We start from the raw sequence: 25,755 nt of genomic DNA, 5'->3' as shown, positions 1-25,755 counted from the left end.
GTATTTTGGTTACAACTATTTACTTGCGGAACAAAGGCGGAATTTCTTCCAAAGTATCAACCTTAAAGTCCGCTTGCGGTGCGGCATTTAACCCATCGACATTGAAATAAATGGTTTTGACCCCTGCGTTGACGCCCGCATCAATGTCCAGAGAACGGTCACCGATCATTGCGGTAACTGCCGGATTCAGCTGAAAGCGGTCAAGCAGATATTGAATCGCATCCGGTGCCGGTTTGCGTGGCAGATTCAGATCGGAATCCACACCACCGAGAAACAAGGTATCGGCATGATCATTCGCGAGAATCTGCCATGCGCTGTGGTCGCGATGCGTTAACAACAGATTGTTCCCGCCTTGATCCTTGATTGCCTGCAATACTGGCAGCGCCGCCGGGTAAGGATGAATGTCATGAAGGTAAGCACGGGCACGGTGATGGTAGTCAGCTTCTAATTCATCCACTGAGCGCCCTACTTTGCTACCGAAATCGGTTAGGAACTTTTTGATTGAAGTCTTTTTGACTTGGCGGTACAAAGCATCCGTTTCAATCTGACCACCGTTATCCAATACGAGGCTTCTGAGGGCCTTCATCATGCCGGGATAGGAATCATACAGCGTGCCGTCAAAATCCCAGATAGCATTAACCAGCATTACTTCGCCTCCGTATCAAACAGAATGGTGACTGGACCGTCGTTAGTGAGACTCACCTGCATATCGCCGCCGAACTCACCGGTTGCCACCGTCATTCCCAGTTGGCGTAGTTTGGCATTGAAGGCTTGGTACAGTTGCTCACCTAAAGCCGGATCAGCCGCATTGGTAAAACTCGGCCGATTGCCACGGCGGGTATCGGCATATAACGTGAATTGGGAAATCGATAAAATCTGCCCATCGACATCTGCCAAGGCCAAATTCATTTTGCCGGCATCATCACTAAACACCCTTAATTTACTGATTTTTTCCGCCAGATAGTCACTGTCGGCCTGGGTATCGTTCGGACCGACGCCTAATAACACGACAAAACCGTGGTCGATGGCTCCGACTGTTTGCCCCTCAATGGTGACTTGGGCGGCAAGACTGCGTTGTACGACTGCGCGCATGAATTTCTCTCCTTTTCTCGTTTGCTTTTATTTGGATCCGGTGCCGGCTCGCTATGGCCGAAAAAGCAGCAGGAACAAACATCTCAGTCTAAGCTGGCGATGTTGCTCGACTGCTGCCTTCGATCAACCATTGGCCCGTTTAACTTCATAAATATCCGGGACATTTTTAACTGCGTCCATCAACTTATCCAAGTGAGCAAGGTTGCGGACCCCGACCGTGACATGGATGTCAGCCATTTTGTCATGGTCGACCCGGCCATTGATGTTGTTCAAAGCTTTGGTTTGAGCGTTGAGAACCTGCAGAACATCACTCAGCAATCCGCTGCGATTGTATCCGTAAATTTCGAGATCTGTGTTGAAGAGCTGCTTTTGATCCTCTTCATTCTCCCAGCGAACCTCAATCAGCCGGCCAGACATTTCCTTGGAATTTTGAACGTTGGGGCAATCAGCACGATGAACAGTCACACCGCGGCCTTTGGTGACATACCCGACAATCGCGTCGCCAGGCACAGGCATGCAGCACTTAGCCAAATGAACCAACAGATTATCGACGCCTTCAATAACCACGCCATCTTCAGAGTGGGTCTGTGGCTGGTGGCGTTCGCTGGAAACTGTCGTCACTTTTTGATTCTTCGACAAGATCGCGGCTTCTTTGGCTTTGCGATCTTTTTCGGCCTTTTCGTGGCGATACTTCTCGGTCAGCCGATTGGCAATGACTTTCGGCGTATATTCACCATAGCCGATCGAACTCATCAGTTCATCTTCGGTTTGAAAATTCAGCCGCTGCATGAGTCCGGACAGGTTTTCCTTAGTCAAGAACTCTTTCGGCGTATACCCTTCCTCTTGCAGCTCATGTTCCAGCATATCGCGGCCTTTTTCGGCATTTTCGCTTTTATCGGCTTGCTTAAAATAGCGCTTGATCTTGTTGCGGGCGCGGGAGGTATAAACAATCTTGATCCAGTCACGACTCGGAGCACTGCCGCTAGCCGTCAGCATCTCGACAATATCACCGTTTTTGAGCACATAATTCAGCGGCACGATTTTGCCATTGACCTTTGCCCCGACCGTATGATTGCCGACCTCAGTGTGAATGAGATAGCCAAAATCAAGCGGGTTACTCCCCTTAGGAAGCTCATAGACGTCACCTTTAGGCGTAAATACATAAACCCGATCGGTAAAAATGTCGCCTTTGACACTTTCCATGAAATCGGCGGCATCGCTACTTTCATCCTGCAGTTCGAGGATTTCGCGGAAAATATCCAGTTTCTTACCGGCCTTGTCATACTGAACTTTACTGGTCTGACCTTCTTTGTAAGCCCAGTGTGCCGCAACACCATATTCAGCCACGTGATGCATTTCTTCGGTTCGGATCTGCACTTCTAGTGGTTTGCCCATGGGCCCGATGACCGTTGTATGAATACTTTGATACAGGTTGGCTTTTGGCATCGCGATGTAATCTTTAAACCGCCCTGGCATTGGCTTCCATTTGGTATGGATGGCGCCTAAAACCGCATAACAGTCCTTAATCGTTTCGGTGATCACCCGAATGGCAAGCAGGTCATAGAGTTCGTCAAACTGCTTATGCTTGTCGCGCATTTTTTTGTAAATCGAATAAATATGCTTGGGACGACCATAGATTTCGTATTTGATATGCAAGTCAGCCAACGCTTTTTTGATTTCTTCAATGGCTTCTTGGATATAAGCTTCGCGTTCGGTTCGCTTGCTATTCATCAAGTGAGCAATCCGGTAGTACTGTTGCGGGTTTAGATAGCGCAGCGACAAATCTTCGAGTTCCCACTTGATGGTGCTGATCCCTAAACGATCAGCTAAAGGCGCATAAATCTCCAATGTTTCATTGGCGATCCGCCGCTGCTTGTCTGGGCGTAAGTGCTGGAGCGTCCGCATATTGTGCAGACGGTCAGCCAGTTTCACCATAATGACCCGTAAGTCTTTGGCCATCGCCAACAACATCTTCCGGTGGTTTTCAGCAAGTTCGTCTTTATGCGCAACGTACGTGACTTTGCTCAGTTTGGTGACGCCATCAACAATAACCGCGACATCATGCCCAAACACCTCTTCAATGTCGCCTAACGTGATGTTGGTATCTTCGACGACATCATGTAAATACCCGGAAGCCACTGTCTCCGGGTCCATTTTTAATTCGGCAAGAATTCCGGCTACCTGAATGGGATGGATAATGTAAGGTTCACCGGACTTGCGAACCTGGTCTTTATGGACGTATGCAGCAAATTTATAGGCCTTTTCGACGAATGCCAAATGTTCAGGATTCATATAAGCTTTGCACAACTTCATGACATCCGGTTGGGTAAGTTCAACTTCTTCGGCCATGCTATTCCCCTCCTGAGCGTGAGCCAGTCCAGTTTCTGGGCTGACGAACGCGTTAATATGCGCTGAGCGTGAGCCGGCGCGGTTAGAAGTCGGAGTGTAAGTGGCCTTGGACGTGATGGCCGGTCTTTGGCCACTGCGTTCAAGGTCCTTACACGCAGACTTCTGCGCCGGGGAGCGCGTTAATATGCACGCTGACATTATGAGAAGGGCGATAAACGGTCTGTTCCGACTTGGCCGGGACAACACGCTTATCGCCGCTTCGTTACGCTTGATTAATCGCGTCAGTTCGCGCATGATCGCTGCACGTTGTTGATGAAACATTTGGCGCACAGCTGGTTTCATCTGTTCTTAGACTACCCTTAAATTATAACGATTCTTGGGCAAAATGCTAGTCCTTTGCCATTGCCAGACAGCTCAAAACGATGTAGATCGGCGGGAAAAAATACCCATACCATTTGTACCGCCATAAAACCATCAACGTAAACAAGACAGGTAAAACCAGAAGCCACCACCAACCTAAATGATGGCGACGAATCATTTTGCCAATCCACCAGGCGCTCAGCATGTTGATCAAGATGAACAGCACACCGACGCGAATGGCAGTGCTGAGATGCAGTAATGGGAAGACCCAAGGGAGGAGCAAGGTCACGAAGACACTCCAACAAATAATAGTATTGCGCGGAACTTTAACCCAATTCATGACACGACTCATCGGCGGTAGTCTCCTTTATTAATCATTCAATTTTTAATTAAGTAAGCTCGGTGAGAACCGAAACGGCACTCAGTAAGTACAGCGGCGCCGTTTCTGCCCGTAGAATTCGCGGACCGAGACCGGCCGGAGTGAAGCCGCGTGCTTTTAACCCAGATAATTCAGCCGGCGAAATACCGCCTTCCGGACCAAAAACAACGCATAGCGACGCCGGCTTTTCTGCTAACGCTGCTACTAGTGCCGCATGTTCGCCTTGCTTGGCACTTTCTTCATAAGCAACCAGCTTGACTGCCGCGCTATTGCCTACATCATCCAGCTTAGCATACATCGCCACTTCAGGAACCAGATTGCGATGACTTTGCTCCGCGGCATTTTGCGCGATGGTCGCCAGCCGACTCATTTTCTTGGCAACCCGTTCAGCCGGCCAGCGGGCAGTGCCCCACTGAGCATTAAAAAAGCCGATCTTGGCAGCGCCTAATTCGGTTGCCTTTTGGACAATCCACTCGGCTTTATCGCCTTTGCTGACACCGCAGACAATTTCGACGGCAATTGGCAGTTCGACGGGTAGCGTGACATCCTGGCCAATCAAAACCGTCAGCGGATTTGTGGTCTGAATCGTAGCCTGATAAACATGGTGTTCGGGATCGGCTAGCTCAATCACATCGCCCACCTCATGCCGCAACACCTTAATGGCGTGCTTGGCAATCGCTGGTTCCAATGTTAACGTCTGCTTTTTATGCAACTTATGTCTGGTGAAGAACCGCTGCATCAGTCGTCCTCCTCTGGAATCACCGCATCGAGCGCCACCCAGCCGCCTGCTTCACGCCGTTGGGCAATCGTAAACCCATTGGCCTGCAAAGTCTGCGTGATTAAGGCTGCTTTGTCGACGATAATGCCGGAAAGCAAGAAATGTCCCTTAGACTTTAAACGCTCCCGAACCTGCGGAATTAAAGGCACTAAAACCTCAGCTAAAATGTTGGCAACAATCAAATCAGCAGACATCGTGATTCCTTGCAGCAAATCATTTGCCTTTACCGTGATGTGGCTGACAGGATTGAGTTCTATGTTAGACTGGGCATTTTTGACGGCAACATTATCGACATCGGTTGCTAAAATACGGCTGGCCCCCAAACGTTCGGCTGCAATCGCCAAAATTCCGGAGCCCGTTCCAACATCAATCATCGTCTCACCGCCGCGCACTATTGATTCCAGTAACCCTAACATCAGCTGGGTGGTCGGGTGCGTACCGGTACCAAACGCCATACCCGGATCCAGCGTCAGCACGATTTCATCATTTTGTTCCGGTGTGTAATGTTCCCACTTAGGCACAATGGTTAAAAACCGCGTAACCCGAAGCGGATGATAATACTGTTTCCAGACATTCGCCCAGTCAGCCTGCCGCACATCGGTTAACGTGACCGTCGCCGCTCCGGGATCTAATCCGAATTGCTTCAGTGCTTTGACTTGAGACGCAATGTGATCACGCTGTTCAATGAGTGAAGTGGCTGGATCAAAATAACCAATTACCTGGGCGCCTGAAGCTAAATGTGGAATAGTCGTTGGGTCAAACCAGGTTCCGTGGGCATCAATCGTCGCCTTTTTGAAGTCAGCAGCGTCCTTAATTTGAATCCCCTCAGCCCCGGCTTCCATCAAAATATTGCTAACCGCCTCTATCGCTTCAGTCGAGGTTGTTACCGTTAACGCTGTCCAATCGTTGTTCATCGATGTCTCCTTTTAGTGCCGCCTATCATCCAATTGCGGTTAACACTCGCTCATCAACTTATTAATACTTCGGATACGGCAAAAAGATCCGATTGTTGGCGTCAGGCTGTTGCGCCAGAATCTCTTCAAACGCCGCATCGTCGAAATTCAGTGCAAAAAGATCATTGTCAGACGTACCATCGACAAAATCCATCAGATCGCTTTCACCGTCATCCAGCAAATCCTGCAAGTATATGAACAACGCATCCACGGTTGCGACATCAATGCCTTTCTTGCCATTAAACCCGAAAATGGCGAGATAGTCATCGGCATAATCTTCACCATGCAGCCGGGTCTCGTCATAAAAAAGAATTGCATCTTGATAAGTGACCGGTCCGTCATCAATGGTCGCGCCGTTTTGGTCTTCAACCTCGATGCCTGCCTCACCCTGTGCCGTCATCGTGATTTCCAGTTCAATGACGTGGGCATCCTTATCCCAGTTCTAACTAAGATCGCCGTCAAAATCGAGCTGATCCATTTTCTCGCCGATTGCATCTAACATATTCATTTGGCTCATGCTTGCCATCCTTTCATTTTCCGATCCTGGTCTCGCCGCGGCAAGCCCGACACAAACGGATTGCCGGACACGTAAAATCGCAGTGGCGCACTTGTCCAGGGTTCCTTATTGGGGATGCCGATTCGCGGACCGATCACGATATTCCGTGGCCGATACGCTGTTGGCGTTAGTTTTAATTGACCGTCATTTAACACAGTCCCATCGAGCTGCCTATCAATCGCTAACGCCTGGCATAACTTTCCCGGCCCGTTTGTAAGTCCGACACCGGTTTGATGACGTCGGTGCGCCATGTCCGCCAGTCCAGCTACTGGTTCAAGCGCGCGAATCAAAATGCACTCAGGGATGTCAGCCGCCTGGGTCACAATATTCAGCAAACAGTATTGCCGCATCTGATACACGTAAACTGTGCCCGCTTCCAAGAACAGACTGTGATTGCGCTTAGTATGTCGATTGCCAAACGCATGTGCCGCTTGATCGCGAACACCGAGGTAAGCTTCGGTTTCGACAATTAAGCCGCTGCAGTTGGCTAAACTCAACTTCATCCCCAACAATTGTTGCGCGGATTGAAGGGTTGGTTGTGTTGCTAACCAAGGAATTATCATGCTTAATATATTAGCCTAGCTTCAGACGAATGCAAAGGGCTAAGTGGCTTTGCCTTCAAAACATCGCCAGGTATAATAGTAACCAACTGGAAAGGAAGCTGAACATGGCAGAAAACTTAGCATTGCGCGCGCTTATCAGTCAACAAGCCGATACACTGGTCTCCGAACTCTACACAGACGACAAGGTCAATGCCCGCCTCCAAAAATGGTTAGCCAAAGTACCGGATCCGGGTGTGGCCGACACCTATAGTTATTTGCTATCAGAGTCGCGGGATTTTTCCGAAGAACTACTTTATCGAATTTTAAGCAAATTGGTCGAAGACGGCGCGCTTACATTGCCTGACCAAAAATAATGGCTAGCAAAAAGAGGCAAACTAGCAGTCTTAATAGGCTGTTGTTTGCCTCTTTTTTGCGTGGCCCCGGGTACGGCTAGAAAGCAGGGCGTAATCGGACTCAGCATAGTTCCCTGCACCATTTTCATGCATGCTTGCATCATGCTCTCGATGTCACCGAGAAACTACTTAAGTTTATCCTTGATCGCCGCAGGAACCGAATCAGCCGAAACGGTTTGGGGACCAGCAATGACCCGTTTTTGCGAAATCTTGGCTTTGACATACGTCCCCGGCGTTAATGGCTTGGGATCAGCCGATTCTGGCGATGAGAACCCGAGTTTCCGTTCTTGACCATCTTTTGTGATCCAGACAAAATCGTATTCATACGTGTAGTATTGTTTGCCATTCACTTTGTAAGGCGAGCCATCATCATTCTTGGAAGCTTCCTTTTTGCCTTCAGTGACCACGGCATAGGCTTCAACCCCATTATAAGTACTGTTCCAATACTGATAGCCAAAAAAGCCCAAAACAAGAACCGCAAGTAACGCAACCACACCTATAACTCTTTTCATGGATAATCGCTCCTTTTTGTTACCAACATTATGTCAATCCGAATAAAAAGTTGCAACTATCTTTACCGCCTTTAGAGTTTTCTTAAATCGTGACAAAAATGTCATGAACGTAAGACTGGAAAGGAATACAGAAGTATCTGTGTTAGCTGTGTCGGTTTATAGACCGTCATTTTAAGGGACGAATAAGGACTTGATCGAACATTTTTGTAAGGATAAAATAACAAAATAATTACTCTTAATTTAGCTTTAATACTTTTGTAAGTATGGTCCGGCGCCAGGTAATCTCAAAATATCTGAGGATTGTTTGCGTGAAAGCAGCATGAACAATGTACAAGAACAAAATCAGCCTCGGAGACAAAGATCGTCCCGAGGCTGATATACCTTCTTGTCCAACTTCTAAATGACTTTAACGCGCATCTTTGGGTGAATGCTTCACTGGTGGATGATTGTTACTGTTTTTATGCGGATTGCGTTTTAGTCGACTAAAGACTGACTGAACCGCCTTGAAACGTTGCGGATCACGGCGGGCATTTTTGACAAACTGGCTAAAATCATGATCGCCAATGCCGACTTCCGGTTCATCATCTTTTTTATGCTTTAACCAAGGCATCATGACACCTCCGACTCCTCGCGCATTCGATGTGAGCGATTGGCGCCTCTCAAAATAAGCAGCATGGCAACGACCAACCCAATCAATGCGAAGACACTATAATTAGGAATCAAAATAAAGGCAATAAAGGCGCATAACCCAATGATGTTACCCACTGTAAGCAATCGTGAATGCTGACTCACAAAATACGACAGTAAATGAAAAATGATGCCGGGCACAGTCAACCACCACAGATGGTCCGCCCATGTCATCAACGTTGCGCCAACGCTTGTAAAAGAAAATCCGTTGGGCAGAGTTGTCACGATCGCAACAATCAGCATCACAAGGGCAAACGCCCCGTAAATCAAATCATAAAGTGCCGGTACTTTTTTAATGGAAATTTTCAAGTGTCGATCATCCCTTGTTTTAGCAGTAACTGTATTATACAAGTTTGCAGAAACCATTGCACGATCGTGAGCCGCGAGCGTTGTTAAATTTTGCGTTAATCTGCAAAGTTGGCTACCTAGCTTTGAGCATCCAAATCATCGGTATTAAATTCCATATATCCTTCATAATAGTAGGAGTAATCGATCCCTTTCATGTACAAGGCGCGATCGTTAATCTTGTCAGTTAATGCCGCTGACAATACATGCTTAATTTCCGTCGTTTTGATTGGGCTGCGTTGCATTGCCAGCAAATAATCGTCTTTGTCGACCTGTGACCAATTAATGACATAGCGGAGTTCGTGCTTTAATATGAGATCCAGCCAGATTCGGGTGGACCGGCCGTTGCCCTCGCGGAATGGATGGGCAATATTCATCTCAACATACTTGTCAACGATTTCATCAAAAGTTGATTGGGGTAATTGATCAATGTAAGCTAACGAGGCCTTAAGGAACATTCGCGGCGCAAACTGAAAGTCATTCTTGGCGAGGTTTACAGTGCGAATTTTACCAGCAAAGTCGTAAATGTCTTCGAACAGGTAACGATGGATCGCGGCCAAACCTTTAAACGTGCCAACTTCGATTTGATTGATTTCACCTGAATCAAATAGTTTCTTCGCTTTTAACTTGGTTATTTTTTCTTCTTGTCTTGCTAACTCAAGGCTATCAGTGATGCCCAACTTATTCTGTAGCATTGACTTCCCTCCTCGTATATTTAAATTACAACCAAGTTCTTGGATAGCTCCGTACTTGGATGTTGCGTGATATTCTCTAGTTGTTCATTGGATTTGGGTCCAACTGGTATAGGCTTTTCCCTCCTGTTGCTAGCTATTGCTAGACTTCACCCCGAGACTGCCGCCCAGATGAATCGAACAAGCACAAACCACAAGCTGCGGGGGCTGGAGATCAGTTCGGTGACTCGCGTTTCACCGAGCAGCTACTGATCCTCAGACAGACTGCTCATACTGCGAGGAAGTACTGTAGGTTCATAATTAGGGAATATCGCGCAGCGCCCAAGCCTATCCATAAATCAGAACAGAAAGGAGGTCCAATTCGATGAACTTGAATGTTGGTATTGATGTTTCAAAAGCAAAGCTTGATTACTGTGGCTTGGATTCTGCCAAGAAGGTTATTTTCCAGGACAAGACCACGAATACCCCTGACGGGGCCGGCCAAATTGAGAAATTAATCCTGGAATGGGCTAAACGCCAAGATGATTCACTAAAGATCGTGATTGGCATGGAAGCCACCTCGGTGTACAACATCCACCCCACACTTTACTTTGAACAAAGCTCAGCGCTCAGTGCGTTGGATGCCACTGTCGTCACGTTGAACCCCAAGATGACTCATCGTTACAGCCAATTGTTTGATGACGACAAGACTGATACCATTGATGCCTTCCACATCGCAGACTTTCTGCGCATTGGCCGGTATCAAGTGCCAGTGACCCGCGACGAGAAACACATTGCCTTACAGCGGCTCACCCGCGAACGGTATCACATCGTCAAACAAATTACAGATGGCAAAAACCACTTCCTCAACAATCTGTACTTCCGATTGAACACACTGGAAGCTGAGCTACCGACTTCTGTGTTCGGAAACACGATGATGACGGTGCTTAGCGGTGAAAAGTACACACTGGACGAAATCGCTCAGATGCCCTTACAGACGCTTACTCAAGATCTTAACCAATTGTCCCACGGTCGCTTTGGTGACCCAGAGGCGATCGCTAAGGCCTTACAAAAAGCCATCCGTAGCTCTTATCGCTTGAGCAAGACGGTTGCCGATTCTGTTGACCAGGTCATGGCGATTTACATCAACCAGATCCGGATGTTACAAAAGCAACTAAAAGCCCTAGACAAGAGCATCACCGACCTGTGTGCCGTCATTGATGGCTCACAGTCAACGCAAAGTATTCCAGGCGTTGGCCCAGTCTACTCGGCTGGACTACTGGCTGAAATTGGTCAGATTGAACGGTTTCCGAGTGAAGCTAGTTTGGCAAGCTATGCCGGACTGGTTTGGCGCAGAAGTCAATCCGGAAACGGTGAGCGGCAACTAACGCCGCGCACGCATAACGGCGATCAGTACTTACGCTATTACCTAATTGAAGCTGCCAACTCGGTAAGAGCGCATGATCCCACATTTGCCAGATTTTACGACAAGAAATACCGGGAGGTGCCAAAATATCAACACCGACGTGCTTGTGTCATGACTGCAAGAAAGCTGGTACGCGTGATCTATGCATTACTTAAAAACCACGAGTTGTATAAACCAGCCAAAGCGGTCTAGCGCGCCAAGCGTCAAGTTAGGGCTTTAGATTCACCTAGAGAAATTACTAAATCCCTGGGCTGGGGGAAGTATACCCTCTGAAAAATGAAACAAGTCTAGATAATTTGAATCACTCCCTTGACTTCAGACCACAAGTCTCGGCTCTGTCCAGCTACGAAAAAGTCTGTAAAATGTCTTCCGTGAATCCAAAATGCGCCAAACAAGACTATGTTTGAAGAACCTAAAATTTGAATCACAGGCTGCCTTGTTAGAAAAATTAGGTTTTGATCGCATACGATTTAACGGAAACAACAACGCAGTCCGGTTTCCTTATTCACCAGATAGTCCATAACATTTATGGATCTTTATTAATTACCTTTAGTATTTTAACCAACTATACAAGATTTTGCCGCTTTAGAACAGGACTAACCGGCGATTCTTCGAGAACCCGAGTGATAGAAGCAATGTTTATTTTTTGCAAAGATGAGCACCAGCGATCTTTAAGCAAATTGTTATCTGGTGTTACTTTGCGTGGACGCCTAGCTGGTTTGAAGTATGTCCGATCGTGCCCAAATTCAAATTAGTCTTGAAAGCAAACAAAAACCGCAACCTTTAAGGGCTGCGGAATGCAGTTATATCAACGTTTATCTAAGGAGAGTACAGGATTTGAACCTGCGCGCCCGCTATAAACGGGTTCGACGGATTTCGAGTCCGTTGCATTACCACTCTGCCAACTCTCCAAAACACAAGAACTAGTATAACAAAGTGCCTGCATTTTGGGAAGCGAATCTCTTGAAATTTGTTTGACTAACTTCAAAGAGACTGAATCTTGGTGCGGATCATTTAGATGGGTGGTGACACTGTGTCACCTTCTAATTATGTGACGTTTGCAGCTGTTTTGCCTGATTCGATTATGCATGCCTTTGCAAAATTACTAAATACAAGTTTAAATATCATCTATAAATAAATAATGTTATTAAATTATTTAAACTTGTGCACAATCCTTTTGTACCATCTACAAGTTTTATTTTGTTGACATAAATTGTTAAGCTGTATAATATGCTTCTAAAGGTGCAAACAGGCGCCTTCGACTTTCAGCTCTTCGGGAAGTTAATGCCCATTTTATCGTTGTTGTGAAGGTTCACAAGTGAAATGACAAGTAGGAATCGCGATCTGTCGGGGCAGATCGGATTATTTTTAAATAATTAAATAAACAATTTGGAGGAAAAGTTAAGTGAAGAAAAAGCCGATTTATAAGCGAATTTGGTTCTGGTTACTTGTTGTCGTTGTTATGATTATTGCTGGCGGAATGGCTGGGGGTAAAGGTAACAACAGCTCAAAACAAACATCCAGCTCTAGTCAGACTGAAAGTAAAACTGCTGATGCGTCAAAATCAACGCCATCCAAAGCTGAATCCAAAGAACCTGATGTGCCGGCCGATTATCGCTCGGCATTAGCCAAGGCAACATCCTATGCAACGATGATGAATATGTCGAAACAAGGCGTTTATGACCAACTTACCTCTGAGCATGGTGAAAAGTTCTCAGCTCAAGCAGCACAGTATGCGATTGATCATGTCAAGGCGGACTGGAATAAGAATGCAGTTAAGAAAGCTAAAAATTATGCTGACACAATGCACATGTCAAAGGCTGGCATACTGGATCAACTGACTTCTGAACACGGCGAAAAGTTTACCGCTGAAGAAGGCAATTATGCCATTCAAAATGTCAAAGCAGATTGGAACAAAAACGCTTTGGAGAAAGCTAAGTCATACCAAAAGGACATGGCTATGTCGCCTGATGCAATTCGTGACCAGTTAACTTCAGAGCATGGTGAAAAGTTCACCGCTGAAGAAGCAAATTATGCAGTTCAACATCTTAGTGACAAGTAGCCGCAACTCTTTTTAAACTTGAGTTACAATGAAACAATCTTCGCTCAATGATCGAACCTAAATCAAGCAAGCACTTGGTTTGGGAGACAGATAAAGTTCGCCTGTTTGCATCAACTATCAAAAGACACCCGTGAGAAAATAACTCACCGGTGTCTTTTTGTCTTTTTAGCATTTTATTCTGATTCGGATTTTGACAACGCAATCATTGAGATCAAGATGCCTGCTTTAATCCAGACGATTCAAAAAATCGGTCAAAAAAGCTAAACGCCTTTGCGCCTGCCTAAAAATATCCGGCTGATATTGCGTGAGCACCTCTTCACCAAAAGTCCTGTGCGCGATGTACTGGTCATAGCGCAGTTCAATTTGAATCGCTGTTATTCCCTGTTGGTGCCCATAATAGCGCGTGATGTCGCCACCACGAAACGGAAAATTATTTTCAACAGTCCAGCCCTGATCGATCAACCGGTTTGTTAGTGCTTGCCGAAATACTTTGCTGGAGGTCTTGTCATGATCGTTGCCTAAGACAATGGTTTTCGACTTAACGCCTGGGTAATACGGGTATTGGGCAAAGCTGTGCAGGTCAATTAAATAAGCATGACCAAATTTTGCTTTCTTTTGATCTAGCAACCTGCTTAGCTGATGACGATAAGGCCAGTAAAACATGCGGACGCGTTGCTGCATCTGCGCAGTTGTTAAGGGTGTTGCGTATAGCGGATGGTCAAATGTGTTGCGCTGATAAATGGTGGCTGAGCGATAATCATGGTGCGGATCGTAAGTCACAGCGCGGTTAGGATCGGCAACATAGCGATTGACGTGATTGATCAACGTCGTAAACCCAGTGGCTGGTAAAAAGCGATAGAGTTCCGGCAAAAACCAATCCGTGTTGGCTAACACAGCTGTCGGCAGCAACGCCTGCTTCATGGACTCAGGAAGCCAAGTGCCGCTGTGCGGTAAACTAATAACGACCGGTGAATCATGATCCTGATTCAACACCGTGTACGTCGCGTTTTGGTCATTCAAATATGAAGCACCCCCTTATTGCAAACGATGCACTTTAAAAAATCAGCACCGAACGATTTTCGCCCGGTGCTGACTAGCCTTTTTACTTAGTTAAGCGCGACATTACGACTCGCGGTGGCCTTCTTCAGGTAAAAGAATAGTTTGACTTTCACCATCATCGTAAGCCATCACGGTGTCCGGAAAGCTGGGATCGTATGGGAATGGCAGATCCACGGCCATTTCCGTATCGGCCCCTTCTTCACTAAAATGAACCGTCAGCTTGCCTTGATTATTCTGCAGATCAAAGCGCAGTAAGTTGTTCAGTGGCACCACGCCTTGTAAGTTGCGGTCGATGATCATCCAAATACTATCGATAATTTCGCCTGGCAAGTTTGAAATGACGCCAAATGTCGCGAATCGACTATGATTTGCTTCAAACATGACTTGGCTCCTTTCCTCAGTCCTGCGTGGCAATATCCGCAAACTTCGCATCAACAAAGTTTGCCAACACTTTGGGATCAATGCCAACAGAACGGCCGACTTTTCCAGCTGATACAATCATGCGTGGTTGATTTTCGGCCTCTTGACTGATAAAGATCGGGTACTTATGGCGCTCATGAATCCCAATCGGTGTATTCGCGCCGTGTTCATAGCCAGTTGTTTTCACAAGGTCTTTTAACGGCACCATACCCACTTTGCGATTGCCGGAGACCTTGCTTAGCTTCTTGTAGTCGACATGTCGGTCTAAGGGAACAACGCCAATCACTGGCCCGGTTTTGTTGCCCGTCAATACCAGCGTTTTATAAATTTGATGTTCCGGAACATCGAGATGATCGACTTCCAGTTGGGCAACGTCGCCCACTTCTTCGGTCGGAAATTCATAAGGCACGTAGGTAATGCCCGCTTTGTCTAACATTTTTTCGACCAAGGTTTTTTCTGTCTTATGATGTTTAGCCATTGCGACCCCTCTTCACGAAATTTCCATCTGACCTACTTGAAAACCTTCACTTAAAATACTAGGGCAATTGCAGTGAAAATACCACCATCAAGCGCCGGTGTATGCCATTAACGTGAACATATCGTAGTCTTTGATCTTATCACGGCCATGTAAGTCGCTTAATTCAATCAAAAAGGCTGTACCAACCACCACACCACCCAGTTGCTCTACTAGTCGAATCGTTGCGGCAATGGTTCCCCCCGTTGCCAATAAATCATCGCAAACCAGAACACGCTGACCCGGTTTGATGGCATCCTTGTGTAAATACAGCGTCGCTTCACCGTATTCCAGATCATAACTGGCCTTAACCGTTGGCCGTGGCAGCTTTCCCTTTTTCCGTGCCGGTGCGAAACCAATACCTAACTTGTAAGCGACCGGGCAACCAACAATAAAGCCGCGTGCTTCCGGACCGACAATCATCTCAACGCCTTTGTCCTGGGCGTAGGCGGCAATTTCTTCAGTCGCGGCGGCATAAGCCTTACCGTCTGCCATCAGCGGCGAAATATCGCGAAAAATAATCCCCGGTTCCGGAAAGTCCTTCACACTTGCGATGTAATCCTTAAAATTGATGGTCATGATCCTACCTCACTGTCTGTATGCTCCGTCAGCAGCATCGCTTCCAACTGGGCCCGCGGCATGGTTTGCAGCTGCTGCGCGAGCGTTAGAAATTCTTCTCGCGCTGCATAAGCCTTGGCCGTCTGCAGTGGCTTCTTGGCCGGTGCTGTGACTGGAGAAATAAAAGCACCATCTATTGTAACAAAGTCAAGTTCAAAAAACACCTGAATCGCCAAGATCACCTGATGGACCGTCAAGTGCACGGCTTTAGCGATTGCCGGAATGTGGTGCTTGTCAAAACCGGGATGGGCTTTGAGAAAATGCAAAACAGCACCGAACTCAACGCGCGTCGGTATGGCCACTAAATGACTGGGCGCGCCGTAAAACATGACGGCAACTGGTGCTTGGATTAATTGCATGACCGCGCGCAGTTGTGCACGATTCTGCGGTAAATCAACCAAAACGGCGTTGGCTAACGGCGATGTGACTTGCTCAGCTGTCAGCGTCGGGCCACCAAAGGAAAACTGCCGCTCGAATTGCTGCTTAACCTTCGCGTCAAAAAAGACATAGGTACGACTGCTTTTGAATTGGCTGCCATCAACGGAAGGCATTCGCCAATCAATGACTTGCGGTTGCTTGACTTCATAATCTTTTAGCATCAGCTGCAGGCTCGTATTGCCTTGCCAGGTGTTCTGATCAAGTCTGACAGCAAGCTTGACGGCTTGGGCATCAACCAGCGTTGCAGCGGCCTCACCAAAGCCAAAACCGATGACATTAATACCGTTATCCACCTGAAACCGGAGATGCGCGTTTTCCTTGCCAATTTGTTTCACATTTTGAATCACTTGTGGCCGAAGTGAAAAAGTCGGTTCGGGATTGTCCTGGCCAAAAGGCGCAAGTTGGCGAATCAATTCGTAATGAGCCAACGTCAAATCATCTTTTTCTAATCGCGCAGCAATCGGCAGCGTTGGCTTTGGCACGGTTTTGAGCATCGTTGCCGCAGCCTTCTCCATCTGGGCATGAATTGCCGGTAGCGCCTCGGTCTTGGCCGTTAATCCAACTGCCATATGATGTCCGCCAAACGCCACCATCTTGTCTCTAACCGGTTCTAAGGCATTAAAAAGATGATAGGCTTCGATAGAACGACCCGAGCCTTTAGCAGTCACCCCGTCATCAGCGATATTCATAATTAGTGTTGGCTTGCCGGTCGCCTCAACCACTTTGCTGGCTACGATCCCGACAACGCCTTCGTGCCAGCCTTTTTTCGCCAGCAGCAAAGTCTTGGCTGCCTGGTTTTCCGGGGTCTGTGCCATTGCCAGTGCTTCTGTCGCAATCTTGCTGACTAATCCTTGGCGTTCCTGATTTAATTTACCAACCTGTTGCGCCAGATCGGCCGCGACATCCTCTTCAAAAGTCGTCAGCAAGGTGACGCCGGGATTCGCATCTCCCATGCGTCCTAGTGCATTCAGTCGCGGACCAATAACAAAGCCAACTGTTGTTTCGTTCACGGTTTCAGGGGCAACGCCCGCCTCTTTTAAGATTGCGGCAATGCCAACGCGCGGCTGGGTCTGAATCATTTTCAAGCCTAACTGTGCGATCACGCGATTCTCATCGGTTAGACCAACCAAATCCGCAATCGTTCCTAAGGCAGCCAAATCGACACTTTCAAGCGGCGGCTCGCCAAGCAGCGCGGTGGCTACTTTAAACGCCACGCCGGCACCGGAAAGATCGCCAAACGGATAATGACCATCGGGATGCCGCGGATGCACGACCGCTACCGCATGCGGCAGGTTTGCGGGTAGTTCATGGTGATCTGTGACCACAACGTCCATCCCGGCTTCCTGAGCTGCGTCAATCACAGAAGCGCCAGCCACGCCGTTATCGACCGTAATCACCAGTTGCGTACCGGTTTTCTGCAAATACGCGTAGACTTCTGCGTTCGGGCCATAACCGTCAGCAAACCGATCCGGAATAAACACATCAGGTTCCGCGCCAAGGCTCTGCAATGTTTCAAGCATAATGGCGCTGCTTGTCAGGCCATCAACGTCATAGTCACCGTAAATCGTGATTTTTTCATTATGTTCGATTGCTTTTAGGATTCGCGCAACTGCCTTATCCATGTCATGTAACGCAAACGGATCGTGCAGCCGACTGATATCCGGGTGCACGAACGCCTCGTAGTCAGATTTATCCTTAATACCGCGCTGCCACAACAAAGTCGCCAAAAAGGCTGGCACGCCTAATGCCTGGCTCAATTGTTGAATGGCTGCTGGATCGGGTTGTGCGGCAAGTTGCCACTGATACTGCGTCATATTGTTTCGTTCCTTTCTAACCGATCCAGTATACCAGACAACCCGCCACGAATTAACCGGTTGCCACAAGTTTTCCATTACAGCAACGGCCTTTTTAACTTCCTCTATCGCTTCTTTACCAAACCCATCCGTTCGGGCAAGAAAAAGCGTGATATAATTGAGTTGTTAGAAAGCCCTACTCCAGTCAGCGACTTTAACCGGACAATCCGTAATTGACGGGTTGTCTTTATTAGACAAAGCGTAACGTGTCATTGAACGGCTCAAACCCTTTCGCAGACCGTTACGATTTTTAAGGAGGAAGCACCATGGCAAAATCTCAAGACCAGTTCAATGAAAAGGCCGGCAAGAAAATTACAGTTTCTGACGAAGCAGTCGATAAGGCAGCTAAGCAAATTGAGAAAGTCGGTTATGTAACGGAAAAGGATGTTCCGGAAATGATCGACCGCGATTACACCCGGGCGTTGTCAAAGAAGGTTTCCGCAAAACTTCATAACGACAACGACGATGATTACTTCTACGAGGAGCCTTTTGATTATGAAAATGGGCGAATCGCCAACATCATCTGGGATATGGATAAAATCAAGACGCGTGAGGAAGCCATGAAGACCTTGGCAAATGAGCTTGGTTTAACCGTACCGAAGATCGTTATGCGCAAAGTTGACGAACAGGTCTTCTAAAACTGAATGTTGACAAAATCGATGCCCGCGCAAGGCATCGATTTTTTCTTACTGTTAAATGATGCTTTTGTATCAAGAAGGACCTAATGGCCGGCATTGACTGATACTCATGTGTGTGGCCTTTTAATGAGCTAATCATGCACCATTTTGAGAATTGTGTGATAATAATGATAAAGAAAGGACGTGAAAGTCATGGCTGATCAGCAAGTATTGGACGACTTTTTTGCTAAAGCTAAAGCTGCGCTGGATCTGCCAGCCGCAACCTACGAAGACGCCTATCAGCTCGGCGGACCCGAGTTGGCTGACGAGTTAGCTGCGCTGGTTAAAACCGGCCAAAAAACCGCAACCACCAGCGGCTTTGAACTCTATACCATTGAGCAAGACCCGCTGCCGATTGCTGGCGTTTACAACATCATCTTGGATCGTCAGGATCGCCCCGTCGCCTTGACTTTCACGGATAATGTGTTTGTGACGCCATTTACCAAAATTGATGCCACGATTGCCAGACGTGAAGGTGAAGGCTCCCAATCGTTGGCAAGCTGGCGAACAGCTCATGAGGCATTTTTCCGCCGCGAATATCAGGCAAACGGTATCCAGTTTGATCCCGCCTCATCAATGGTTGTTGTCGAAGAGTTTCACACGGTTTATCCGATTGTTCAAGCGAGGTGACGAACATGAGTCTTAAAAATCGCACGGCATTAGCGGAAAAGAAAGTCACAGGGAAACTCGAGGACATCCCTCACCCTACTTTAGACGCGACCATCTACATCCTTGTTTTCGGCATTACGGCGCTCGGCGGATTGGTTTCCTATGGCGCATACCAGTTCTTCAAACCGGAACGCAAGCTGGCACATAAGGCAAAACATATTGTGGATGATCATCAGCGTAAGAATGAGGGCTATTAGACTGCACGAAAGTAGATTAAAACAACCAGACGCCACGGATCACCAGCGCCTGGTTGTTTCGCTACTATGAGTTATTGTCAGCTGTCAAAAATGCAGAGCTGCCGTTTAGAGGAACAGTCTCAGTAAACGTTACAGATTTAAATGACTACAAACCGCTATTTACCGCGGCTTTCTTCGTCATTCATCTTGAGAATGCTCATAAACGCTTCCTGAGGTACCTCCACAGAACCAACTGCTTTCATCCTCTTCTTACCGGCTTTTTGTTTCTCCAACAGTTTGCGTTTCCGGGTAATATCACCGCCGTAGCATTTAGCCAGAACGTTTTTACGATACGCTTTGACGGTGCTGCGGGCGATAATCTTATTGCCGATGGCTGCCTGAATCGGAATTTCAAACTGTTGCCGCGGAATGGTTGTTTTCAACCGGGCAACAATGGCCTTGCCGCGGTCATAAGCAAAGTCTTTGTGAACAATGGTGCTTAGGGCATCAACCGGATCGCCGTTGAGCAAGATGTCCATTTTGACCAGATCACTTTGACGGTAACCAATAATCTCGTAATCCAGACTCGCATAGCCTTTAGTGCTGCTTTTAAGGTCGTCAAAGAAGTCATAGATGATTTCGGATAACGGTAGTTCGTAGATCACATTAACCCGATACTTATCCAGATAATCCATCGTGACAAATTCGCCGCGCTTACGCTGGGATAGTTCCATGACCGGTCCGACATAATCGTTTGGCACCATAATCGAAGCCTTCACGTAGGGTTCGCGAATTTCTTTGATTTCACTGGCATCCGGCATGTCAGCTGGGTTATCGATTGTCTTTTCGGTTCCGTCTGTCAAAACCACTTGATAGTCAACGCTTGGCGCCGTCATGATTAAATCAAGGCCATAGTCGCGTTCTAGGCGCTCCTGGACGACATCCATGTGTAACAGCCCTAGGAACCCACAACGGAAGCCAAAGCCAAGCGCCTGGGACGTTTCTGGTTCGAACTCAAGCGCTGCATCATTGAGCTGCAGTTTTTCCAATGCTTCGCGCAAATCATTAAACTTCGCATTATCGACCGGGAAAAGTCCGGAATAAACCATTGGTGTGATTTTCCGGTAGCCTTTTAACGGCTCTTTCGCCGGTCGATCCGCTAGTGTGACAGTATCACCGACACGAGTATCCTGAATCGTCTTAATTGATGCAGTAATGTAGCCGACATCCCCTACCATCAAAAAGTCGCGCTTAACGGCTTTAGGCGACATAACCCCGACTTCTGTTACCTGAAACTGCTTGCCGTTGCTCATCAGCTGAATGGTGTCACCGACCTTGACCTGACCTTCCTTAACGCGGACATCAAGCACAACGCCACGATAATCATCGTAAACCGAATCAAAAATTAAAGCTTGCAAGGGTGCGTTTATATCCCCAGATGGTGCAGGAATGTCTTTTACAATCCGTTCAAGAATTTCCGGAACACCGAGCCCGGTTTTGCCACTTGCCAAAATCGCATAGGAAGCATCAAGGCCGATCATTTCCTCGATTTCTTCTTTGACCACATCCGGCTGGGCGCTGGGCAGGTCGACTTTATTGATGACAGGAATAATTTCCAGATCATCGTCAATCGCCAAATAAACATTAGCGAGCGTTTGGGCTTCAACCCCTTGAGTGGCATCGACGACTAGCAGTGCGCCTTCACACGCCGCCAGACTGCGACTGACTTCATAGCTAAAATCAACGTGTCCCGGCGTATCAATCAAGTGGAAAATGTAGGTTTCGCCATTTTTGGCTTTATAGTGCAATTCGACCGCGTTGAGTTTAATCGTAATCCCGCGCTCCCGCTCAAGCGCCATATCATCAAGCACTTGCGCCTGCATGTCACGCTTGGCAATGGTGTCGGTTAATTCCAAAATACGATCGGCAAGCGTCGATTTGCCATGATCAATATGGGCAATAATCGAAAAATTGCGGATATGCTTTTGTCGTTCCAGCATTTCTTCATGATTCATCTTTAATAGTGCCTACTTTCTAAGCGAACGTTTGATTCTTATTATAGCAGAGCGTGAGCTGGCGCGGTTAGAAGTCGGAGTATAAGTGGCCTTGGGCGTGATGGCCCGATTTTGGCCATTGCGATCAAGGTCCTTATACGCAGATTTCTGCGCCAGCGAACGCGTTTCAAGCAGAGCGTGAGCTGGCGCGGTTAGAAACCAGAGCGTGAACAGGAGCGCTTACACGTAGATTTCTGCGACTGTGAGCGCGTTTCTGCAACAAGACAAGGATATCAAAAAATCGGCTCCGGCGACATTTTGCCTCCAGAACCGATTCTATTGGTGCCAGTTGCTTCCCCTTAACGCATTATTTCCCGCCTTTAAACGCTTCTTTAACACGGTCAAACAACGTGCCATTATGCGGCGTGACATCTTCACCGCTGGCAGCAGCAAATTGCATCAATGCTGCTCTTTGTTTCTCATTCAGATGCTTTGGCGTTTGAATTTCGACGGTAACAATTTCATCGCCGGTTCCGTTGCCGCGCAGTCTTGGCGCACCCTTACCGCGTAGTCTGAACTTAGTCTGGCTTTGGGTACCTGCCGGGATCTTCAACTCAACCGGTCCATGAACCGTATCGACTTTGATTTCGTCGCCCAATGCAGCCTGCGCAAAGCTTAATGGAATGGTCAGATAGATTTCTGCGCCGTCCCGTTGATACTTTTTGCTTGGCGCAACTCGGAAAACAATGTACAGATCACCGTAAGGCCCGCCGTTGGTCCCCGCTTCACCAGCTTGTTGCAGCCGCATTTGCTGACCGTCTTCAACGCCGGCTGGAACCTTGACATCAATGGTGTGCCGTTCTTGTTCATGACCGCTGCCATGGCAAGTCGGGCACTTTTCTTTAATTTCTTTACCGGTACCACCGCAGACGTCGCAAACCTGGCGTGTCATCATCGTGCCAAAGGCCGTATTTCGTTGTACCTGGATATAACCGGTACCATGGCACTTATGGCACGTTACCGGGCTTGTACCCGGTTTAGCGCCACTACCATGACAGGTATGACAAACAGCTTCGCGATCGTAGGAGATCTTGGTATCTTTACCAAAAATCGCCTCTTCAAACGTCAAGTCCATCCGGTATTGTAAATCGGCGCCTTGACGCGGTGCTGACGGATTCGCTTGGGCACCACCGCCAGCTCCGCCAAAGAATTGGCTGAAGATGTCGTCAAAGCCACCGCCAAAACCACCTTGGCCACCGAAATCGCCAAAGCCGCCTGCCTGGCCTGCGCCTGCGCCGGCGTTGCCAAATCCCTGCGGACCATCAGCAGAACCATACTGATCATAGGCCGCACGTTTCTGGGGATCAGACAGGACCTGATAGGCTTCATTTATCTCTTTAAACTTTTGCTCTGCACCTGGTGCGTGATTGAGATCGGGATGATATTTTTTCGATAGCTTGCGAAAAGCCTTACGAATGGTGTCATCATCGGCATCCCGGCTCACACCGAGCGTCTCATAATAATCTTTCTGATCCGCCATGAGTTCCTCCTCGATTCAGATCGTGACTGAAAATGCCAATTCAGCATAGCATAATTCAAACAAAAAGCCAAAACCGCGCCGCGGCTTCGGCTTTTTGCTGATGATCTGCGACCTTACTTCTTATCGTCGTCAGAAACATCCTTGTAATCGCCATTGATGGTATCATCGTCAGACTTCTTGTCATCGGTACCGCCTTGCGTTGCACCGGTTGCAGCACCACTGGCAGCGCCGCCTTGTGCCTGCTGATTCTTTTGGGCGTTTTCGTAAAGCTTAACGGTCATATCCTGAACTAGCTTGTTCAAGTCGTCCCGCTTCTGCTTCATGTCATCAAGGTTGTTTTCTTGTTGCGCTTTCTTCAAAGCTTCCTGAGCATCCTTGACTTTCTTGATATCTTCTTCAGGAACCTTGCCGTCAACGTCCTTGAGTGTCTTATCAGTCTGGAAGAGTAACTGATCGACATCGTTCTTCAAGTCGACTTCTTCCTTACGCTTTTCGTCGGCTTCGGCGTTTTCTTCGGCTTCCTTCTTCATACGTTCGATTTCTTCATCGGACAAACCACTGGAACTCTTAATGGTGATGTTCTGTGACTTGCCGGTGCCGAGATCCTTGGCAGAAACTTGAACGATCCCGTTCTTATCGATATCAAACTTGACTTCGATTTGCGGAACCCCACGTGGTGCCGGCGGAATATCCGTCAATTCGAAGCGACCAAGCGTTTTGTCATCCGCTGCCATTGGCCGTTCACCTTGCAGAACGTGAATGTCAACAGCCGGCTGGTTATCAGCTGCAGTTGAGAAGACCTGGCTCTTGGAAGTCGGAATGGTCGTGTTACGATCGATTAATTTGGTGAAGACGCCACCCATGGTTTCAATACCCAAGGACAGCGGCGTAACATCCAACAGAACAACATCCTTAACATCACCGGAAATGACACCACCTTGGATAGCAGCACCCAAAGCAACAGCTTCATCAGGGTTGATGCTGTGATCTGGGTCTTTGCCGGTCCATTCTTTAACGGCTTCCTGAACCGCCGGAATTCGTGTAGAACCACCGTTCAAGATAACCTTGTCGATGTCAGCGTTAGTCAACTTAGCATCCTTCAACGCATTTTCAACCGGTTGCTTGGTCTTGGCAACCAAGTCAGCGGTCATTTCGTCAAACTGAGCACGCGTCAAAGTGCGTTCCAAGTGCAACGGTCCATTAGGGCCAGCAGAGATAAATGGTAGACTGATCTGGGTCTGGGTAACCCCAGATAGATCTTTCTTGGCCTTTTCAGCAGCATCCTTTAAACGTTGCATGGCCATCTTGTCCTTAGACAGGTCGATGTTGTTGTCCTTCTTGAATTCGGAAACCAACCAGTTGATGATCTTGTTATCAAAATCATCCCCGCCCAAATGGGTATCGCCATTGGTTGACAGAACTTCAAAGACGCCATCACCTAATTGCAGAATGGAAACATCAAACGTCCCACCGCCAAGGTCATAAACCAGAATCTTTTCATCTTTATCGCCTTTGTCCAAACCATAGGCCAGTGCGGAGGCCGTTGGTTCGTTGATGATCCGCTGTACATTTAAGCCGGCAATCTTTCCGGCATCCTTGGTAGCCTGACGCTGGCTATCGTTAAAGTAAGCTGGCACGGTAATAACCGCATCTTTAACCGGTTCGCCCAGATAGTCTTCAGAAAACTTCTTGATGTATTGCAGAATCATCGCAGAAATTTCCTGAGGTGTATATTCCTTGTCGCCAACCTTAACCTTATAGTTGGCTTCGCCCATGTGGCGTTTGATCGAAACAATCGTATCCGGATTGGTAATCGCCTGACGCTTAGCAACTTCGCCGACTTGAATTTCACCATCTTTAAACGCAACAACAGACGGTGTGGTCCGATTGCCTTCAGGATTTGTAATGATCTTTGGCTGATTGCCTTCCAAAACCGCAACAGCTGAGTTGGTGGTTCCTAAGTCAATACCAATAACTTTACTCATATTGTTATACCTTCTTTATTTTCAGTTTAATTATTTAGCAACAACGACCATAGCAGGGCGTAAAACCCGATCTTTGAGATAATACCCTTTTTGCAGGACCTGCGCGACAGTATCAGCTGCGTGTTTGTCATCAGCCGCGACTGTTTGTACGGCCTGTTGGGTATTCGGATCGAATTTTTCACCGGTACCATCAATAGCAGTGATGCCGTTTTCCTTCAAAGCACGCTCCAAATGGTCATAAACCATTTGGACACCCTTTTTCAGTGAAGCAGCACTATCACCTTTGGCCTCGGTTGCAAGCGCACGTTCAAGATTATCGACAACGGGCAAAATCGCCTTTGCCAACTTTTGGCCGTCGTACTTCAGCATCTTCTGTTGCTCTTTTTCGAACCGATGATTCATGTTTTGAATCTCCGCGGCTGCCCGCAGATATTTATCTTCAAATTCATCACGTTCTTTCTTCAACTGTTCACCGTCATGTTGGCTGGTTTTCAGTTGATCATTGAGATCAGCGATGCTTTCTTTCAGAATTTCTTCTTTAAGCGAAGATCCTGACGTTTCAGCAGGTTGCTTTGCCTGTTTGGCGGTATCTGCCGCGGTTTGCTTTGCTTTTTTCTCTGCCATGGTATCCTCCCTTTAAACCATATTTGCCAGTCGTCATGAAGCAACACTAACAAATATTTTTTA

The 25,755-nt window shown here is 47.5% G+C and carries 26 protein-coding genes, 1 tRNA gene and 1 pseudogene; 6 read left to right on the top strand and 22 right to left on the bottom strand.

Going from position 1 to position 25,755, the window contains the following annotated elements:
- Positions 1-19: 19 nt before the first annotated feature.
- From LACZS1_RS07800 to LACZS1_RS07765, 8 genes and pseudogenes are all read right to left on the bottom strand, one after another.
- Positions 20-646 carry an HAD hydrolase-like protein gene (locus LACZS1_RS07800; protein ID WP_010488167.1) on the bottom strand — a complete coding sequence of 209 codons (627 nt, stop codon included), beginning with the start codon at positions 644-646 and terminating at the stop codon, positions 20-22.
- Entirely contained in the window at positions 646-1,092 is a 447-nt protein-coding gene (gene dtd / locus LACZS1_RS07795) for a D-aminoacyl-tRNA deacylase (RefSeq protein ID WP_070651920.1), read from the bottom strand. The genes LACZS1_RS07800 and dtd overlap by 1 nt, the downstream gene beginning before the upstream one ends.
- A 123-nt stretch (positions 1,093-1,215) precedes the next feature.
- Positions 1,216-3,441, bottom strand: a complete 2,226-nt coding sequence (locus LACZS1_RS07790) for a RelA/SpoT family protein (protein WP_047106218.1) — start codon at positions 3,439-3,441, stop codon at positions 1,216-1,218.
- A 388-nt stretch (positions 3,442-3,829) separates the two neighbouring features.
- The gene (locus tag LACZS1_RS07785) at positions 3,830-4,153 is read right to left on the bottom strand and encodes a membrane protein (RefSeq protein ID WP_010488162.1); all 324 of its coding nucleotides are present in this window, start codon (positions 4,151-4,153) and stop codon (positions 3,830-3,832) included.
- A 37-nt stretch (positions 4,154-4,190) separates the two neighbouring features.
- The gene (locus tag LACZS1_RS07780) at positions 4,191-4,919 is read right to left on the bottom strand and encodes an RsmE family RNA methyltransferase (RefSeq protein WP_070651921.1); all 729 of its coding nucleotides are present in this window, start codon (positions 4,917-4,919) and stop codon (positions 4,191-4,193) included.
- Positions 4,919-5,872, bottom strand: coding sequence for a 50S ribosomal protein L11 methyltransferase (prmA, locus tag LACZS1_RS07775; RefSeq protein ID WP_070651922.1), 954 nt, complete (start codon positions 5,870-5,872; stop codon positions 4,919-4,921). Before prmA ends, LACZS1_RS07780 begins: the two co-directional genes overlap by 1 nt.
- 61 nt (positions 5,873-5,933) lie before the next feature.
- Positions 5,934-6,428, bottom strand: a pseudogene (locus LACZS1_RS07770) (DUF3013 family protein).
- Positions 6,425-7,030: a DNA-3-methyladenine glycosylase gene (locus tag LACZS1_RS07765; protein WP_070651923.1), complete on the bottom strand. Its 606-nt coding sequence runs from the start codon at positions 7,028-7,030 to the stop codon at positions 6,425-6,427. The pseudogene LACZS1_RS07770 and the gene LACZS1_RS07765 overlap by 4 nt, the downstream one beginning before the upstream one ends.
- A 104-nt stretch (positions 7,031-7,134) precedes the next feature.
- On the opposite strand from LACZS1_RS07765, the gene LACZS1_RS07760 reads away from it, so the two are divergent.
- The gene (locus LACZS1_RS07760) at positions 7,135-7,383 is read left to right on the top strand and encodes a hypothetical protein (RefSeq protein ID WP_010488157.1); all 249 of its coding nucleotides are present in this window, start codon (positions 7,135-7,137) and stop codon (positions 7,381-7,383) included.
- 164 nt (positions 7,384-7,547) lie between these two features.
- On the opposite strand, the gene LACZS1_RS07755 is transcribed toward LACZS1_RS07760, so the two are convergent.
- From LACZS1_RS07755 to fic, 4 genes are all read right to left on the bottom strand, one after another.
- Positions 7,548-7,934 (bottom strand): DUF1093 domain-containing protein, encoded by a 387-nt coding sequence (locus LACZS1_RS07755; RefSeq protein WP_010488156.1) that lies wholly within the window; start codon positions 7,932-7,934, stop codon positions 7,548-7,550.
- A 406-nt stretch (positions 7,935-8,340) separates the two neighbouring features.
- Positions 8,341-8,544, bottom strand: a complete 204-nt coding sequence (locus tag LACZS1_RS07750) for a hypothetical protein (RefSeq protein ID WP_070651924.1) — start codon at positions 8,542-8,544, stop codon at positions 8,341-8,343.
- On the bottom strand, positions 8,544-8,930 hold the full coding sequence (locus tag LACZS1_RS07745) for a hypothetical protein (protein WP_010488153.1): 387 nt from the start codon (positions 8,928-8,930) through the stop codon (positions 8,544-8,546). The genes LACZS1_RS07750 and LACZS1_RS07745 overlap by 1 nt, the downstream gene beginning before the upstream one ends.
- Positions 8,931-9,046: 116 nt before the next feature.
- Complete coding sequence (fic, locus tag LACZS1_RS07740; protein WP_070651925.1) at positions 9,047-9,661, bottom strand: protein adenylyltransferase Fic; 615 nt, start codon at positions 9,659-9,661, stop codon at positions 9,047-9,049.
- Between the two features lie 361 nt (positions 9,662-10,022).
- Between fic and LACZS1_RS07735 the strand changes: the two genes are divergently transcribed.
- Complete coding sequence (locus LACZS1_RS07735) at positions 10,023-11,255, top strand: IS110 family RNA-guided transposase (RefSeq protein WP_070650064.1); 1,233 nt, start codon at positions 10,023-10,025, stop codon at positions 11,253-11,255.
- Between the two features lie 630 nt (positions 11,256-11,885).
- Here the strand turns inward: LACZS1_RS07735 and LACZS1_RS07730 are convergent.
- Positions 11,886-11,974 (bottom strand) — tRNA-Ser (locus LACZS1_RS07730).
- A 551-nt stretch (positions 11,975-12,525) separates the two neighbouring features.
- Here LACZS1_RS07730 and LACZS1_RS07725 point away from each other — a divergent pair.
- A complete protein-coding gene (locus LACZS1_RS07725) occupies positions 12,526-13,125 on the top strand; it encodes an Ltp family lipoprotein (RefSeq protein ID WP_044112435.1) in 600 nt (199 codons plus the stop codon).
- A 225-nt stretch (positions 13,126-13,350) separates the two neighbouring features.
- On the opposite strand, the gene LACZS1_RS07720 is transcribed toward LACZS1_RS07725, so the two are convergent.
- The 5 genes from LACZS1_RS07720 to recJ all read right to left on the bottom strand — a co-directional run bounded on the left by LACZS1_RS07720 (position 13,351) and on the right by recJ (position 17,988).
- Positions 13,351-14,145: an N-formylglutamate amidohydrolase gene (locus LACZS1_RS07720; protein ID WP_070650411.1), complete on the bottom strand. Its 795-nt coding sequence runs from the start codon at positions 14,143-14,145 to the stop codon at positions 13,351-13,353.
- A 102-nt stretch (positions 14,146-14,247) separates the two neighbouring features.
- Positions 14,248-14,565, bottom strand: a complete 318-nt coding sequence (locus LACZS1_RS07715) for a DUF960 domain-containing protein (protein WP_010488150.1) — start codon at positions 14,563-14,565, stop codon at positions 14,248-14,250.
- A 16-nt stretch (positions 14,566-14,581) separates the two neighbouring features.
- A complete protein-coding gene (locus LACZS1_RS07710; RefSeq protein WP_070650412.1) occupies positions 14,582-15,082 on the bottom strand; it encodes an aminoacyl-tRNA deacylase in 501 nt (166 codons plus the stop codon).
- Positions 15,083-15,169: 87 nt separating this feature from the next.
- A complete protein-coding gene (locus LACZS1_RS07705) occupies positions 15,170-15,697 on the bottom strand; it encodes an adenine phosphoribosyltransferase (protein WP_070650413.1) in 528 nt (175 codons plus the stop codon).
- Positions 15,694-17,988: a single-stranded-DNA-specific exonuclease RecJ gene (gene recJ, locus LACZS1_RS07700; protein WP_070650414.1), complete on the bottom strand. Its 2,295-nt coding sequence runs from the start codon at positions 17,986-17,988 to the stop codon at positions 15,694-15,696. Before recJ ends, LACZS1_RS07705 begins: the two co-directional genes overlap by 4 nt.
- A 305-nt stretch (positions 17,989-18,293) precedes the next feature.
- Between recJ and LACZS1_RS07695 the strand changes: the two genes are divergently transcribed.
- From LACZS1_RS07695 to LACZS1_RS07685, 3 genes are all read left to right on the top strand, one after another.
- Positions 18,294-18,665 (top strand): hypothetical protein, encoded by a 372-nt coding sequence (locus LACZS1_RS07695; protein WP_070650415.1) that lies wholly within the window; start codon positions 18,294-18,296, stop codon positions 18,663-18,665.
- A 192-nt stretch (positions 18,666-18,857) separates the two neighbouring features.
- Complete coding sequence (locus LACZS1_RS07690; RefSeq protein ID WP_070650416.1) at positions 18,858-19,334, top strand: ASCH domain-containing protein; 477 nt, start codon at positions 18,858-18,860, stop codon at positions 19,332-19,334.
- A 5-nt stretch (positions 19,335-19,339) separates the two neighbouring features.
- Positions 19,340-19,570: a hypothetical protein gene (locus LACZS1_RS07685; RefSeq protein ID WP_025012476.1), complete on the top strand. Its 231-nt coding sequence runs from the start codon at positions 19,340-19,342 to the stop codon at positions 19,568-19,570.
- A 155-nt stretch (positions 19,571-19,725) separates the two neighbouring features.
- Here LACZS1_RS07685 and lepA read toward each other — a convergent pair whose 3' ends face one another.
- The 4 genes from lepA to grpE form a co-directional block, all read right to left on the bottom strand.
- Positions 19,726-21,564, bottom strand: coding sequence for a translation elongation factor 4 (lepA, locus tag LACZS1_RS07680; RefSeq protein ID WP_070650417.1), 1,839 nt, complete (start codon positions 21,562-21,564; stop codon positions 19,726-19,728).
- 346 nt (positions 21,565-21,910) lie between these two features.
- Positions 21,911-23,083 carry a molecular chaperone DnaJ gene (gene dnaJ, locus LACZS1_RS07675; protein WP_039639069.1) on the bottom strand — a complete coding sequence of 391 codons (1,173 nt, stop codon included), beginning with the start codon at positions 23,081-23,083 and terminating at the stop codon, positions 21,911-21,913.
- Between the two features lie 113 nt (positions 23,084-23,196).
- Positions 23,197-25,068, bottom strand: a complete 1,872-nt coding sequence (gene dnaK, locus LACZS1_RS07670; protein WP_047106237.1) for a molecular chaperone DnaK — start codon at positions 25,066-25,068, stop codon at positions 23,197-23,199.
- 30 nt (positions 25,069-25,098) lie between these two features.
- Complete coding sequence (gene grpE / locus LACZS1_RS07665; RefSeq protein WP_070650419.1) at positions 25,099-25,692, bottom strand: nucleotide exchange factor GrpE; 594 nt, start codon at positions 25,690-25,692, stop codon at positions 25,099-25,101.
- Positions 25,693-25,755 lie beyond the last annotated feature (63 nt).

The sequence above is a fragment of the Lacticaseibacillus zeae subsp. silagei genome (assembly GCF_030770335.1).
GTDB classification, from domain to species: domain Bacteria; phylum Bacillota; class Bacilli; order Lactobacillales; family Lactobacillaceae; genus Lacticaseibacillus; species Lacticaseibacillus zeae.
This window is presented reverse-complemented; position numbering and strand designations above follow the sequence as displayed.